This is a genomic window from Bacillus sp. 5RYD7K, assembly GCF_059831465.1.
On the sequence record NZ_CP191200.1, the window covers coordinates 3,282,437 to 3,298,675 of the forward strand.

Sequence of the window (16,239 nt, forward strand, 5' to 3'; positions counted from 1 at the left end):
AGCATACGTTTAGCGGCTGATTGAAAAATGAAATAAATAAATGTGCCGGAAACATTGAGATTTCCGGCTTTTTACAAGTAAAGGGAGGATTATGCTCCCCCCTTTGGTTCGTTTACACGCACTAAGATGACATCTTCCCCAATTTTAACTATATTTCGCCAAGGAATGATCATTTCCTCTTCTTTTCCGAAAAAACCGAGAACTTTTCCGCTGCCGCCTAAAATAATCGCCTGAATTTTTCCCGTTGTCACGTTAATATCAATATCACCGATGCTTCCGAGTTTTTTTCCGTTCGACACGTTTACTACATCTTTTATTTGAAATTCAGATATGCTGATCATTTGTATCACGCCCTTTGCCCGTTCTTTTTCCTATTATATGAGCGGCCGGGCTGAACCTTGTCACATCGGGCAATCTTTTTTGCGGCTGCACCAGGTGTGGATAAATCTCAGCATGATTTTCGTATAGTCCATCAGCTCATCGACGGACACTTCTTCGTTTACGGAATGGGCGTTTTTTAAATCGCCGGGTCCGTATATGACGCTTGGAATCCCGGCATGATAAAGCCATCCTCCGTCTGTTACGGTTTGGGAAACATCGATGACGGGCTCCTGTTGTTTGACGGCTGAGTGCGATTCCGCCAGAACAGAAACGGCCGGATGGTTCGGGTCGATTTCCAGCGCCGGGAACACCTCTCCTCTGTCTTCAATCATGGAAGACCCGCCCCATTTGAACACCGGCCTGTTTTCCCTGAGCCACAGATCACCGTCAGAGACACGATTGATATAGTCTTCGATTTCTGCCACAGCTTGTTCGTGCGTTTCGTTCGGGTAAAAGTGGACGGTAATCCATAATCGGCATTCATCGGCGACAAACGCTGCGTGCCTTCCCCCTTCAATAACGGCGGGGTTGATCGTATTGGTGCCTGGTGAAAAGCCGGGATAGCTTTTCGTTACCGCCCAGTGGCGTTCCAGCTCTCCCAAGGCAGTGATGATTTTCGCCATTTTTTCGATTGCGCTCGCTCCGAATGTGCCTCCGCCCGCATGAATCATATTGCGCCTCATGCCGTCATGAAATGTTTGTTTGCTTTTCAATTCTATCCAGCCGGTGATGACTCCGCCCTGCCCTTGAATATGCAGGCTGCTCGTATCCGCGACAACCGCAAAATCCGCGTGATAGCCGCGTTTGCAGCATTCCAGCGTCCCCGCCTCGCCGACTTCTTCTCCGATCACAGACTGTACAATGAGGTCGCCCGGAAGCTCAATGCCGGCATCATGGATCAGCTTCAGAGAAAAAAGAACACACGCCAATCCGCCTTTCATATCAGCGGCGCCTCTTCCGATCAGCATGCCGGCTTTAACGAGCGGCTGAAACGGGTCAGAGTCCCAGTCTTCATCCCTGACTTCGGCTACGTCAATGTGTCCGTTTAAAATCAGGCTTTGATGCCCGCTTGAATCTGTCCCTTTTAAAACACCGACTACGTTCGGATCTTCCGGATACACATCCCACATATCGACCGAGCAGCCCATTTCTTTTAAAAATCCGGCCACCCACTTCTGAGCATCTGCTGTATTTCTTGCAGGCGGAGCCGGTGTCGGAAAGGCGATCAACCTTTCAGCAATATGTATTAAATCGCCCCGCCGTTTATCCGCCTGCTGCAGCAGCATGTCAAGCTGGTTCATTGAACATCTCTCCTTTTGCTGTATTAAAAAACCCGTTTCATCCAATGAAACGGGTAAAAACGGACTTTCCTCCGCTTTTTTTCACCGCTTCCCTCCGCCGGCATGATCCGGATCAGGTCCGTTAAGGGTTGAGACTAACATCTCTCTCAGCTGCATGTCAGCAGCACCCCCAGGGTGAATTGATTTTATTTGACGGATGATGCCGCTTTTGCACACGTTAAAAATGGACGGCCGTTGTTCCATAAGACATTGACAGGCATATCGAAAAACGCTGTAAGCCGCTCGTCAGAAAGCATGTCCTTGATTTTCCCGGCAGCGAACACCTCGCCTTGTTTTAAAAGCAGCGCCTGATCAAATACCGGCAGAATTTCTTCAGCATGATGAGTGACATAAAGGATGGACGGCGCATTTTCTTTTTCAGCGATCGACGTTATCGTATCCAGCAGCTGCTCTCTTGCCATAAAATCGAGACCCGTCACGGGCTCATCCAAAATCAGCAGTTCCGGATCAGCCATAAGCGCCCGCGCAATCAGCGCTCTTTGCCTTTCCCCCTGAGATAACGTTTCATACCGTCTGTCCGCGAAACTGATGGCGCCTAAATCCTTCAGAAGACCGATCGCTTTTTCCCTCACTTGTTCACTCGGCGTTTCGTAAAGCCCGATTGAAGCGTACGCGCCGCTGAGGGCGATTTCAAAAGCAGAATCCGCGGCATATAATTTGTGCTGAAGACCCGCTGAAACAAGACCGATTTTTTTTCTGAGCCTGTCACCGAGCTCTGTTTTGCCGAATTGATGGCCGAGCACCTGCATCTCTCCTGAAGTGGGAAAGTAATAAGAACATAACATATTCAGCAAGGCTGTTTTTCCGGCTCCGTTCAGTCCGAACAGCACCCAATTTTCGTTTTTCTCAACGCGCCAGTTGATATCTTTCAAAATCCATTGGCCGTTTCTTTTTAATGACACATTGTCCAGCTGTAAAATCATTGCAGTTCCCCCGTTTATTTGTTTCAATTTTCTTAAAACTTTTACACATTAGAATACATCACTTTTTCGCAAACGTAAACCGGCGCACGAAAAAAGCCTTTAAAACAATGTTTAAAGGCTTTCTCCGTTATTGATGGATATTCTTATTCATTTGTTTAATGGCTGCCTTTTCAAGCCTTGAGACCTGAGCTTGGGATATGCCGATTTCTTCTGCGACTTCCATTTGGGTTTTCCCCTGGAAAAAGCGTTTTCGCAAAATCATTTTTTCCCGTTCGTTCAGTCTTCTCATGCCTTCTTTCAGAGCGAGCTCCTCAATCCATTGTGTATCCTTATTGCGCTCATCGCTGATCTGGTCCATCACGTAAATCGGATCGCCGCCGTCATTATAAATCGGCTCAAACAGTGATACCGGATCTTGGATGGCGTCAAGGGCAAACACAATTTCTTCATGGGGCACTTCAAGAACTTTGGCGATTTCCTCTGCTGTCGGCTCCCTGCTTGTCTCACTGATTAACCGCTCCCTTACTTGAAGCGCTTTATATGCGATATCGCGAAGCGACCTCGAGACGCGGATCGGATTGTTATCCCGCAAATATCTGCGGATTTCTCCGATAATCATCGGTACAGCGTATGTTGAAAACTTAACATTATGGCTTAGGTCAAAATTATCAATGGATTTCATTAGTCCGATGCAGCCGACCTGAAATAAGTCATCAACATACTCTCCTCTGTTGTTAAACCTCTGAATGACGCTTAAGACAAGGCGCAGGTTGCCGTTTACAAGCTTTTCCCTCGCTGAATCATCGCCCTCATCCTGCAATTGCTTAAACAGCTTTCTCATCTCTTCATTCTTGAGTACCGGTAATTTGGAGGTATCCACCCCGCAAATTTCGACTTTATTTCTTGACACGTTTTTCCCTCCCACTAGGAGCTGCTGTACAACGTTAAGTATCTCCTCGGGTGGGAAAAATATGCACCGCCATTTTACAGAAATAAACATCCGGCACCGGCAATCCTTGCAGCAGTAAGGACTGTCAGATGGAAAAAATTTTACACCATTTTGTTAAACTCTTTTCTCAGTCTTTTAATAATCCGCTTTTCGAGCCGGGAGATATAAGATTGTGAAATCCCCATCATGTCGGCTACATCTTTTTGTGTTTTTTCTTCTTCACCGACAAGCCCGAATCGCAGTTCCATGATCTGCTTTTCTCTATCATTTAATTGCTCAAGCGCTTTTTTCAAAAGTTTTTTATCCACATTGGCTTCAATGTCTTTTGTAATAATATCATCATCTGTGCCGAGCACATCCGAAAGCAGCAGTTCGTTTCCGTCCCAATCAATGTTCAGCGGTTCATCAAAGGACACCTCTGAACGGATTTTATTGTTTCGGCGCAAGTACATTAAAATTTCGTTTTCAATACATCGTGACGCGTAGGTTGCGAGTTTGATTTTCTTTTCCGGATTAAACGTGTTTACCGCTTTGATTAAACCGATTGTGCCGATGCTGATTAAGTCCTCGATATTGATGCCGGTGTTTTCGAATTTGCGGGCAATGTAAACGACAAGGCGTAAGTTTCTCTCAATCAGGATGGCCCGCGCCGCCTGATCCCCGCTCGGCAGCTTTAATAAGAGCACCTGCTCCTCTTCTTTAGACAAAGGCGGCGGCAGCGCTTCGCTCCCTCCTATGTAATATACTTCATCACTTTTCAGTCCGAGTTTCATCAGCCATTTATACCATAAATAAGTCAGACGCAGCTTAAGTTTTTTCATCTTCCTCCCCCTTCTAAATACAATGCGTTTTGAGTATGATGAATAACAGACTTTTCGTCAGGATACATGCTTCACAGCCTTCCCGGTCAGCATCTTCGGGTGAACGATTCCGTCAAATTCACCATCCGCTGATAATGGTTTCGCGCTGATGCCGATCAGGCATTTTTCACATGCGATCATCTCGTCTTTCGTTATAATCGTGACGTAATCCGGCTTTAAACAGAGTAAAAATTGATTGTCCTGACCGACGCCCCTGTATGGAATCAGCCTCAGCTTATCCGCATGACGGAACGAATCATCAAGCTGCTCTATCACTTCAAGCGGACTGGCAGATTTGATGATGTCCGTTTCCTTTTCACTGAGAATCGGAGCGAATTTGTCAATGTGAAGGATCATGACCGGCGTTTTTGTCAGCGGATCATAAAGCTGATTCCCGGAATCCACCAGGCCTTTTGCGCGGATTGTCTGCCCGCTGAATTCTGCCTGAACCATGACAAGTTCATCGTACTGAATGGACTTCGTCTCGATGTCTTCGATTCTCTTTTTCGAAAAAAACCATACGGCCGGAAATCCGATGACAACAAATATCCAGCTGATCGGGTCGCCGAAGCCGGTCTGGCTCGTGACCATAGCGCCGTGTTCTACAATTGATTCTGTCTGCAGCAGGGAATGTACGCCGATCATTCCCCCGCCGACGAGAAAGGTCGCGAAATAAAAGGCGAACAAATTTTGAAAAAAGTACCGAAATCGTTTAAAGCCAAAAGCCGTAAGCACGATGACAACTGAAAATGCCATTTTTCCCGCCGGATGCTCCACAAAGGGAGAAACAGGCGTAAACATCAGAAGCACAATGGCTGATCCGATGCAACCGCCGGCGGCCACTCTTCTTTTTTTCACCTGGCGTTTTAAAATAAAGGCGGTTAATAAAAGCAAAAGAGAATCAAAACAAAAGTTCAACAGCCAAATGACATCCAGATAGATTTTCACATCTGACCCCTTTCCTCTTTTGTCTTACATATCTGTTTCTCTCTCTTGTTTCATAAGTATAAAGCAAGCTCTGTGGGAAAGTCTGTCAATTAATGTTGAGGGGAAAGTACAATTTTTAAGGGATAACCGTTTTATTTGTCGAGGGTCGAAGAGATTGATTTCCTATTGACCATCTCAGCCAAAAAAGCGCTGCCGTGTCCCGGCAGCGCTCTGTTTTACTCATTGATATAAAGTTTTCCTTTTGCTGTCTGTCTCGTTTCATTTCCATAATCATCTCTTGCAATAACATCAATTTTTGCTCCGCTTGCTTTGATGGAAGAAGTCGCCGTCCAGTAACCCTCATATCGTCCCGGAGAAATTTCTCTCAGCGGAAGCTCCGTCGCGTTTTGAGTCCCTGCCCGGGCGTTTGTCAGAGGCATACGGATCACGAATGAGGCGTCTAATTTCTTCCCGCTTGAAAAAGCGATTTTCACTGATTCTCCGGCTTTTAATTCTTTATCCGCTCCGGGAACCAATCCGGAGATGACGGGAGCGTTATAATTGACATCAATCACCGTCTTTTTTGTTGTTTTGTTACCCGCTTCGTCTGAGGCCGTGACTTTGATTTCGTTGCTGCCGTTTTCCAAAAGGATTCTTGCTTGATAAGAGCCGTCACTCACCTCGGCCTTTTTGCCGTTCACCTTCACCCATTTTAGATGGTTATCGTAAGCTTTTCCTTTTACAGTCACCGCTTCTTTATTTGTTTTATCTCCGTTTGCCGGACTGTCAATCGTCACATCCGGCTTATCCTGATCGAGTATGACCGTGACAGGGCGTGACTCATCGGTTGATCCCTTGTCCGTCACAGATGCCGCCGTCAGCCGATTGGCATCTTTACGCAGTGTGACATCAGCCTGGAAATGGCCGTCTGCATCTGCTTTCGTTTCAGCGGCGGTTTTACCGTTATTGGTCAGGCGGACTGCAGTTCTTGGTGAAGCCGTTCCTTTCACCGTGATTGACTTCTTGTTTGTAAATGACCGGTCATCAGGCGACGTGATGTCAGGCACGGAAGCTTCGTAGTCGACTAAAGCCCTGATCATAAAGTTTCCATCTGATTTATCGGCTTTTGACCAGCTGCCGTCGAGGTATTGCCAGTTTCTGTTCGAATATGGACTGCCGTCGTCAGATGACAGGGCAGGTGAATAAGGATCAGGTTTCGTCTGGCGGAGCACAAGATAAAAATCCTTTCCGACCTCGATTCCTTTTGAGCTGAGATCCACTTTGGTCCATTCTCCGTTTCGAAGCGCTTCAGCTTGGAACGGGCCGGCAATTTTGCTGCCCGGGCTCCCGTCAGGGCCTGATGCATCATATACTTCTGCCTGAAATTCGGTACCGCCCGGATCAGGCCAGTCCGCGCCCCAAAATTTAAAGAGGCCTCCCGTCAGCATACCGTGTTCTTTTCCGTCTTTAAGCGTCATCTTAACGGCAGATTTGCTGCCTGCCTTAAAATAGGACAGGCCGGCTTCTTCAGTCCCGTTATCATAGGCAATTTCCCCTTCATAGCCGATATACGGCTTAAGCTTGGCGTTTTTTTCAGCATCCCCTTTGATGTCAACAGAAAATTCGCTGTTGTAAAAGCCTTTTGCGGCTACTTTAATGGTGTATTTGCCTTCATACGCCTGAAACGAATATTCCCCTTTATCATTTGTCACCGCAGGCTCAATTGCAGCGTCCTCCACTACATAAAGCGCGGCCCCTTCCACCGGTTCGCCTGTCGACTGATTGGTGATGGTTCCTTTTAACGTACCGGACGGCATTTGCTCCAGTGTAAAGTCTGCCTGTGCGGTTTTGTCTGCTTGAACAGAAACTTGTTTTGCAGCGGGTTTAAATCCGTATGCCTCGGCTTTCAGCGTATAGTTTCCCGCTTTATGAGACAGGCTGTAGCTTCCGGTTGCGGGGTCGGAATACACGGATTTCCCCGTCTCGGCGACACTGATTTGCGCTCTGAGCGGCAGGAGATTCGTTTCACGTTTCACCGGTTTTCCGGATGATTTTACCGCCGGTTTGGCCAGTTTCGGACTGACGGTTTTTTTCTTCAGATGGCCGGGCGGTGTTTGTCTATTGTGTTTACTTTTTTTGGCCGCCTTGCCGAGAGGACTGCTTGAAAGCCGGACGTCATCAATATACCATCCGTCTTCATTGAGTACTTCGTCTGACTGCATATTAAACATAAGCCTTATATTTTGGCCTTTATACGCGGATAAGTCTGCTTCTTCATCATTCCACCCTGCGGAGTCACCATTGTAAACAGCCGCCTGCTCCCAATTCGATTTTCCTTCCGGCAGAACGAACACGTACCCGTAATCAAAAAATTCTTCGAGCTTGTGCCAGCTTTTAAATTGCAAAAACAATCGTCCTGAATCCGGAACCTGGATCGGAGGCATCACCAAATTCATATTGGCTGAATCGGCATACGGTCCGGACAGGTTCGTCGCATACACTTTATCTCCGGAAAATGCAGCGCCGGGGCCTGAACTCGGAATCCCCCATTCCCATTGGTCATGTGTCCCGTAACTGGACCAGCCGGCCGGCTGTGATTCAAAATCTTCTTTGTACCCCGCCGTAATGCTCGGTTTTACATCAGCCCGGTACGTATCAGATTCTGCAGAATGACCCCCGAAATCTTTTATTGTCCATTTATAACTTACCGTGCTGCCCGTTACGTGCGGAATTTCTGCCTGGTAAAGTCCCTTTTTTTCATCACCGCTTTTTTGAACGGCGGCGATCGTTTTCCACTCTCCTTTATCAAATTGATAGGAAAGTAACACCTCAGTCACGCTTACATCATCTTCTGCTGTAACCGTTAACGGCAGATTTGCCCCTTTGTAAGCTTCATGGACGGGTTCATGCTGCCAGCTGGGGGGATTGTGATCTTCGCCCGCAGAAGATACTTTGCCTTCTACGCTTCCGATTCCGTCTGTTACGGCAGAAACGGCGTCAAAAGCATTGACTAAACCGTGGCCGTAGCCGTTATTCGGTGATTCCGGAAAAACGGAGTCTGTCAGCTTTTCAGCGGTGCGCGTCAAAACGTCTTCCATTTCATCAACCGTAATAGAAGCGTTCGCCTGCCTTAACAAAGCCGCCGTCGCCGCCACATGCGGCCCGGCCATTGAAGTTCCGTTCCAGCCGCCTTCATATGTTCCCCCAGGAATAGAGGAACGGATATTCACTCCCGGAGCCGAAATATCCGGCTTAGTTTCATGATACGGTGAGGGGCCTTGAAGTGAGAAATCAGCGAGTTTCTTGTCGATGTCAGTCGCACCTGTCGCAAATGCTTCCGGATAATTGGCCGGATTTGCGATTGAACCGGGTCCTCCCGGTGTAAATAAGTCTTCATTTCCCGCAGAGAATTCCGGAAAAATCTCGGCTGCTCTCCATGCATTCACCATATCGCGGTACCACTCGTCCATACCTGAACCGCCTGCCCAGGAATTATTGACAACATCCGGCGCCATCTCGGGATGCGGAGTGCCGTTTTTATCTTTTGGCGCGAGCACCCATTCACCGGCATCCAAAATATCGGCATCGGTTCCTCCGTCATCTGAAAATGCTTTTACTGCGATCCATTTCGCGCCCGGAGCGACACCGATTTGATTTGAGCCGTCAGGTTCTGAACCCGTCATGGTTCCTGTTACATGAGTGCCGTGTTCAAGATCATCGTAGGGCGCGTCTTTTTTAGACACGGCATCATACCAGTTCATTTCATGGTTCGGCGCTGCGGGATTTTCAGGATCGTACCCCCGGTATTTCTCCTTAAGCGCCGGGTGATCCCACTGAACCCCTGTATCAATCGAGGCGACAACCGTACCGGTGCCGTCGTAACCAGAGGCCCAGGCCTTCGGCGCATCAATTTGGCTGATGTTCCATTCAACGCCTCCCTTTGCCTTGATCTCTTTTTGCTTTTTCTTCAATTGAAAAGGAGCTTTCGATTGAGTAAGCTGACGCTTTTCATTCGGGAGAACTTTTTCTACTTCAGGAAATGAGGCAACTTTCTCCATCACCTCTTTCGAAGCCGTGACTGCCATTCCGTTGACAATATAATAGGAATGGATGCGCTCCGCCTTGCCTTTCTTTTTTTGTTTTTCCAAATATGTTTTTATATTCTGCTGGGCATTATGAGCCGCTACTTTTAAAGAAGAGACGACCGCTGACCGCTTTTGATATTCTGTTTTTGCTGCGGAAAGCGATTGGGACTTGGCATTTTTCTCTGCTTTTTTGACCGCTTTTTTCGTATCGGCTTTCTCTTTAAATTTGATGAGAAATGTGACTTTATCATTTTTCTCAAAACGCTTCTGGACTGAATCGGAAATCTTATGCTGAATGCTCTTAGAGGAAGAAAGATCTTTGGTGGCAGAAACTGTTCCCGGTGTGGTCTCCGCTACGGCTGCACCCGGAAACAGCAGTGAACTGACGACAATCGCGCTTAAAACGGAGCCTGTCCATCTGTTTCTCATTTTTTTCTTCAATCGTATCCCCCCTTATTTGGAAACGCAATATAAATTTGTATTCCTCCCCTCTCAATTGGAATGGTTTGTCATTTCGATGCTGTACGTTAAATGTAGACAATCTTCTATTCAGATATTGTCACATTCTGTCAGAAATCCGGACGAAACTAGAAAACAATCAATTGGTCATAGGTATAAAGTTTCTATTTTCACTGTATAGATCATGGGGATGGGCAGGAAGACTGAGCGAAAAAAGAAAAAGGACAAAACCATGTGGTTTTGTCCTTTTTGCATCAGCCGCGTTTGTTGCGGTTTCTTAAAAATGTAGGAATATCAAGGGCATCATCCGCCGGCTGTGAAGTATGGCGGTTTACCGTGTTTTGATGCTGTGTTTCTTCTCGTTTCGGCTCACGTTTCGCAGCAGGCTGGCTTTGAGACTTCAAGCCTTGGTTTAAATTCGGACGCTGCGGTTTTGAGTCATCTTTCTCCTGTTCGATAAAACCGGTCGCGATGACGGTAACGACGATTTCATCTTTCAGATTTTCATTGATAACTGAACCGAAAATCATATTCACATCAGGATCAGACGCAGAAGCGACGATATCGGCTGCTTCCTGCACTTCGTAGAGGCTCAGATTTGTACCTCCCGTAATGTTCATTAAAACACCTTGCGCTCCGTCGATTGCCGCTTCAAGGAGCGGGCTGGAGATGGCCTTTTTAGCGGCTTCGGCAGCACGGCTTTCTCCTGTTGCGATCCCGATACCCATCAATGCTGAACCTTTGTTGGACATGATGGTTTTAACATCGGCAAAATCCAAGTTGATTAAACCGGGCGTCGCGATGAGGTCTGAGATACCTTGCACCCCTTGGCGAAGCACGTTATCAGCTTCACGGAATGCTTCAAGCATCGGTGTGTTTTTATCGACAATTTCTAAAATCCGGTCATTCGGAATAACGATCAGTGTGTCAACGGCTTCTTTCATCGCCGTGATACCGCCTGCAGCCTGCAGCTGACGTTTTCGTCCTTCAAATGTAAACGGTCTTGTTACGACTCCGACAGTCAAGGCGCCTAAGTCTTTTGCGATTTGCGCAATAACCGGTGCGGCTCCCGTTCCGGTACCGCCTCCCATTCCGGCTGTAACGAACACCATGTCAGCGCCTTTTAACGCTTCTTCGATTTGTTCTTTACTTTCTTCAGCGGCTTTTTTGCCGACTTCCGGATTTGCTCCCGCTCCGAGACCGCGGGTCAGCTTTTCTCCGATCTGCATTTTCACTTCTGCTTTTGACAGGTTAAGAGCTTGCGCGTCCGTATTTACCGCGATGTACTCTACACCCTGTACTTCGTTTTCAATCATTCGGTTGACCGCGTTATTACCGCCGCCTCCTACTCCGATTACTTTAATTGATGCTAAGCCGTCTATGTTTGTTTCGAAATCCAACATGCTAAATCCTCCTAATCTGCCGAATGACTATCAATCTATTCCCAAAACATGCTTAATAGTTTTTTCATTTTGCTCGGTTTGTTGTGTTCGGCTTGTGTTTTTTGTTTTGCTTTTGGACGCTGCTGCGCCTCAGGCCGCTGATGATGTTCTTCTTCGTGAGAGACCGCGATTTCCTGCACGGCTTCTTCCGGCATATGAAAGCCTATTTTTCTTCCCTGAATTCTGGCATTTCGGCAGGCAAATTGTATCAAGCCGACACCCGTCATATATTGAGGGTCTCTTACACCGATATAATTCGGGCTTGCGACCCTAACATTGTGCCTCAGCACTTCCTGTGCCAATGAAAGCACTCCGGGCATTGCGGCCTGTCCGCCGGTCAGCACAAAGCCGCCGGGCAGATCTGTAATTCCCATATGCTCAATTTCGGCTGCGGCAATCTCAAGAATCTCTTCCACTCTTGCTTCAATAATATTGGCAATTTCCTGCTGTGTAAAAGATTGCTTTTGATTCGTTCCTATGACGGTGACTTCAAATACTTCATCTTCTGAAGCCTCATCGTAGAATGCATGTCCGAATTGTTTTTTTACTCTTTCAGCCTCTTCGGTGGAAGTGCGCAATCCGATCGATACATCTTTCGTGATGTTTTCGCCTCCGAGCGGAATGACGGCTGTCTCCTTCAGGTGCCCCTGTTCAAATACCGCCACCGTCGTCGAGCCGCCGCCGATATCAATCATGGCGACTCCGAGGTTTTTTTCGTCTTTTGACAAAGCCGCTGAACCGGCCGCAAGCGGCTGCAGGCAGATATCTGTAATTTCGACGCCCGCTCTCTCCACACAGCGAAGTAAATTATGTAAGATCGTTTTGGAGCCGGTAATCAGCGTGCCTTCTACTTCCAGGCGCACGCCGAGCATTTTTTTCGGATCGGTAATTTCGTCTCTTCCGTCAACGATAAACTGTTTCGGAACGACGTCAACGATCAGCTGCTCGTGCGGAACTGACACGACCTGTGCCGCTTCCATTACCCGGCGGACGTCTTCAACGTGAATTTCTTTGTTTTCACTGGAAACAGCGACAACGCCGTTCGTATCTTGAATATGAATATAATTTCCATTAACGCCGACAATGGCTTTTTTCAGCGGAAAACCTACCATTCTTTCAGCTTGGTCAAACGCTTTTCTTATAGAATGAACGGTTTCATCTATATCAACGATTGAGCCTTTTTTCAACCCTTCAGACGGTACATTTCCCACTCCGATAATGTTAAGGGAATCATCTGTCATTTCTCCGACGATCACTTTTGTATTGGACGTACCGATGTCAAGACTGACGTAAAGTTCATTGTTGTTCATTCTATGGCACCTCCTCACATTTCGATCAAATTCTATTCTATTATTTGCGGAACAACAATACAATGGATGTGGCTTTACAAGTGTGTAACAAAAACAACAGCATCAACAAATTTTCATCTGATTTCTCACAATTTATGTTTAATGAAACTATTCGTTATATTCTATGTATATCCTCTTTTATATCGCATTTTTTTTATTTTTTTTGGAGACGGCCCACCTTACCGTAAGATTTCTTGTCACGGGTCATCCTGTGCAATCCAGATGCAAATATACCCGCTTTCCATTAGTCTACACTAAGATGAACCTTCAGAAAAGCGATAGATATTGCCAGAAACATCCGAAAAAAGAAGAAACAGGAGGAAAACTCCAAATGCAATGATCACTGCAGATGACACGCCCATTGCATTAAGAATTTTCCGCTTGTCCGGCAGCCGGATCCCCGGCAAAAAACAAACATAGTCATAATGATTCCGCTATCGGTTATATCGGCTGCCATGCTGATTGTAACAGTCCCTTTTGAATCACCATAAAATTAGTTCTTTAGGACTATTGATCAGTTTCTTTTTTCTTGCCGGATTTACCTTTTTTAAATTCTTCAAAATATGTAGCGACTTCTAAGTGGATAATTCCCTTTTTTCCGCCGTCCAGCTGAGAAACGATAGAAGGATAGGTCTTCATCCGGGCGGCAAACGTTTTAATTGAAGCGGTCACCACATATCCGTCGTTCATATACAGCTTAATCCGATCCTGATCCATTTTTACCGGCGTGTAGTAGATTTCAGAAATCGACTGCTTTAACGAACCTGAAAGCTTATCAAGCTGCTCCGCCATTTTGACCCGCTTTTTCGCGTTTGTCCAGTCTACCAAAATCGGACCCGCGTCATCGGGCGTGACTTCGTTCGGCAGCACGGTGCCGTTCTCCAGCACTTCATAATACACATCATTCCGTTGCAGATACGCGATGGTCTTATATTCTTCAATGTGAATTCTGACTTTGTTAGGAAATGCTTTTGAAAGCTCCGCCTTTTTCACCAGCTTATTCTGCTCAATCTTTTCTTCTGTTTTTTTCTTGTTCAGACTCCAGAACTCGGTCTGTCCGTTATGTATATCAGAAAGCGCGCTGATCTCTTTTACAGACACGTTTTCGTTTCCGGAAACGGTGACAGAAGAGACTTTGCTGATCGGCATCTGCAAATACACGATGATTAAAACCATCATAAAAAAGAGCACAATGAATGAAATCAGCCGGCGGTTTGCTTTTTGTTTCCGCTGCTCTTTGATTTTCGGAATCCGTTCTTCAATATTTACGATTTTTTCTCTTTCATGATTCGGGTTCACTGCCTGTCCACCTCGCTAAGAATGAAACAGCTTGACATTCGTCTGATTGAAAAACAAACGGCATGCTGTGATGCCGTTTGACATTTGTTAAAAGTATATCACATGAGCTCACGGAAATCAGAGAACCTTTTAGCGATTCCCGCCGATGATTTCAACTTCTGTATGCATGTCAACATCATACTGCTCACGGATGGTCTTTTTCACATACTCAATCAGGTCAAGGACGTCCTTGGCAGTCGCCCCGCCGGCATTGACGATAAAATTCCCGTGCATTTCGGACACTTTCGCTCCGCCGATCTGATATCCTTTTAATCCCGCTTTTTCAACGAGGTTTCCAGCATGATCCGGCAGCGGATTTCTGAATATGCTTCCGGCGCAGGGGCTTGAGTACGGCTGAGTATTTTTTCTGTAATCTTTGTTTTGCTGCATTTGCGCCGTGATGGCTTCCCGTTCCTTTTGCTCAAGCTTTAGAACTGCCTCGAGACACACGCCGGGACGTTTTTTCTGCAATACAGATGTTCTGTAGCTGAAGTCCATCTCTTCGTTCGTCAGCCATTCGATCGTGCCGTCTTCAAATAAGATACGGGCTTTCACGAGAATCTCACTCATATCAGATCCGTGCGCCCCCGCATTCATATAGACTGCTCCGCCGATTGATCCCGGAATGCCTGCTGCAAACTCGAGTCCGGACATTCCTTTTTTACTCATCGAAGTCGCAAGACGGACGACTGAATAACCGCCTCCGACTGTCACCTGATCACCGTCAATCTCCAAATGATCGAGACCCGCTCCCAGCTTAATAACAACTCCTCTTATGCCTTCATCAAGCACGAGCAGATTTGAACCGCGGCCGATAACCGTCCATGGCAGGTCATGTTTCTTCACAATATCCATAATATCTTTGACCGCTTCCACACGGTTGGGGATGATTAAAATGTCCGCCGGACCGCCGATTTTCATCGTTGTATGATTCGCGAGCGGTTCTTGTTCCAGCACTTTGCCGACTTCGCGGTCTCTTAATTCCTGAATTACGTTCTCCATCGTAAACCTCCGCATTCCATTTGCTCTATTTTTTAATGTCTTCCATGATACTGTACAGTCTGGCTGCCGCATCGGGAACACCGAGTGATTTTGTCCGCTCACTCATGTCTTTTAACGTTTCGTCATTCATTACGATTTTGTCCAGCGCAGCGATCAGTTTTTCTCCGCTGAGCTCGGTTTCCTTCAGTACGATTGCAGCGTCATGCTGGCTGAGCGCCTTCGCATTGACTTCCTGGTGATTGGCTGTCACGTACGGGCTCGGAATGAGCACGCTCGGAATGCCGAGTGCGGTGATTTCCGCAATCGTTGTCGCCCCGGCTCTGGCCACAATGACATCAATTGATTTTAAGTACTCCGGCATTTGGTGCAAAAACGGTTTTGTCACCATATTATCAGCGGCTTTTCCGCCTTTCAGCTCAGCCGATACCTTCTCATAATGCACTTCCCCGGTAATATAAAGCACTTGGTAAGGTCTCGTTTTCAATTCTTCCTGCATATCAATAACGGCACGGTTAATAGGAGCCGCACCTCTGCTTCCGCCGAAAATGAGCACCGTTTTTTGATCTTCTTTGAGCCCGAATTCAGTTAACGAGCGGCCTGTCTTAATTGAGACGACTTCAGAGGCTCTCGGGTTTCCCGTAAAAACAACTTTTTCAGCAGGAAAATGCGATTTTGCCTCTTCAAAGCAAATCGCCACCTTATTAACATATTTCGAGAGAAACTTATTCGTGATGCCCGGAAGGCTGTTTTGCTCATGAATGATCGTCGGAATTCCCATTTTTGCCGCCGCGTATACAACCGGACCGCATACATAGCCGCCTGTGCCGATAACAGCATCTGGTTTAAATTCTTTTAAATACGATTTGCTTTTCTTCACGCCTTTTAAGAAACGCATGACGGTTTTTACATTTTCAAAAGAAAGTTTTCGTTTGAAACCTGTAATTTCAATGGCGCGAAACGGAATATTTTCCCGTTCAACAATTTTTTTCTCAAGACCGTTCTCTGTTCCGATATATAAAAATTCCACATCAGGATGCCTGCGCTGAACTTCTTTAATAAAGGCCAAAGCCGGATAAATATGTCCTCCGGTTCCGCCTCCGCTTACTGCAATACGCATTCGTATGTCCCCCTTAATCACACAGCGATAACCCTGTTTTTTAGGA

General features: G+C 46.6%; 12 protein-coding genes and 1 riboswitch. All 12 genes read right to left on the reverse strand.

Translation table 11 applies throughout. From position 1 onward, the window contains the following. Window positions 1-89: 89 nt before the first annotated feature. Window positions 90-341: a YlmC/YmxH family sporulation protein gene (locus ACQE26_RS16090; RefSeq protein WP_003154415.1), complete on the reverse strand. Its 252-nt coding sequence runs from the start codon at window positions 339-341 to the stop codon at window positions 90-92. 60 nt (window positions 342-401) lie between these two features. Continuing rightward, the gene (locus ACQE26_RS16095; RefSeq protein ID WP_500470052.1) at window positions 402-1,682 is read right to left on the reverse strand and encodes an acetylornithine deacetylase; all 1,281 of its coding nucleotides are present in this window, start codon (window positions 1,680-1,682) and stop codon (window positions 402-404) included. 72 nt (window positions 1,683-1,754) lie between these two features. Continuing rightward, window positions 1,755-1,863, reverse strand: a riboswitch (TPP riboswitch). A 4-nt stretch (window positions 1,864-1,867) separates the two neighbouring features. Beyond that, the gene (locus ACQE26_RS16100) at window positions 1,868-2,665 is read right to left on the reverse strand and encodes an ABC transporter ATP-binding protein (protein ID WP_438421882.1); all 798 of its coding nucleotides are present in this window, start codon (window positions 2,663-2,665) and stop codon (window positions 1,868-1,870) included. A gap of 127 nt (window positions 2,666-2,792) precedes the next feature. After that, window positions 2,793-3,575 carry an RNA polymerase sporulation sigma factor SigG gene (sigG, locus tag ACQE26_RS16105; RefSeq protein WP_013352181.1) on the reverse strand — a complete coding sequence of 261 codons (783 nt, stop codon included), beginning with the start codon at window positions 3,573-3,575 and terminating at the stop codon, window positions 2,793-2,795. Window positions 3,576-3,715: 140 nt separating this feature from the next. Beyond that, a complete protein-coding gene (gene sigE, locus ACQE26_RS16110) occupies window positions 3,716-4,435 on the reverse strand; it encodes an RNA polymerase sporulation sigma factor SigE (protein ID WP_016936200.1) in 720 nt (239 codons plus the stop codon). Between the two features lie 57 nt (window positions 4,436-4,492). After that, entirely contained in the window at window positions 4,493-5,422 is a 930-nt protein-coding gene (spoIIGA, locus tag ACQE26_RS16115; RefSeq protein WP_500470053.1) for a sigma-E processing peptidase SpoIIGA, read from the reverse strand. A 215-nt stretch (window positions 5,423-5,637) separates the two neighbouring features. After that, a complete protein-coding gene (locus ACQE26_RS16120; protein WP_500470054.1) occupies window positions 5,638-9,927 on the reverse strand; it encodes a S8 family serine peptidase in 4,290 nt (1,429 codons plus the stop codon). A 272-nt stretch (window positions 9,928-10,199) separates the two neighbouring features. Next, window positions 10,200-11,348, reverse strand: coding sequence for a cell division protein FtsZ (ftsZ, locus tag ACQE26_RS16125; protein ID WP_060962844.1), 1,149 nt, complete (start codon window positions 11,346-11,348; stop codon window positions 10,200-10,202). 35 nt (window positions 11,349-11,383) lie between these two features. After that, window positions 11,384-12,697: a cell division protein FtsA gene (ftsA, locus tag ACQE26_RS16130; protein ID WP_003154425.1), complete on the reverse strand. Its 1,314-nt coding sequence runs from the start codon at window positions 12,695-12,697 to the stop codon at window positions 11,384-11,386. Window positions 12,698-13,243: 546 nt separating this feature from the next. After that, a complete protein-coding gene (locus tag ACQE26_RS16135) occupies window positions 13,244-14,035 on the reverse strand; it encodes a cell division protein FtsQ/DivIB (protein WP_045926081.1) in 792 nt (263 codons plus the stop codon). Between the two features lie 129 nt (window positions 14,036-14,164). After that, window positions 14,165-15,076 (reverse strand): UDP-N-acetylmuramate dehydrogenase, encoded by a 912-nt coding sequence (murB, locus tag ACQE26_RS16140; protein ID WP_047475120.1) that lies wholly within the window; start codon window positions 15,074-15,076, stop codon window positions 14,165-14,167. A 25-nt stretch (window positions 15,077-15,101) separates the two neighbouring features. Then, a complete protein-coding gene (gene murG, locus ACQE26_RS16145; RefSeq protein ID WP_500470055.1) occupies window positions 15,102-16,193 on the reverse strand; it encodes an undecaprenyldiphospho-muramoylpentapeptide beta-N-acetylglucosaminyltransferase in 1,092 nt (363 codons plus the stop codon). Window positions 16,194-16,239: the final 46 nt, after the last annotated feature.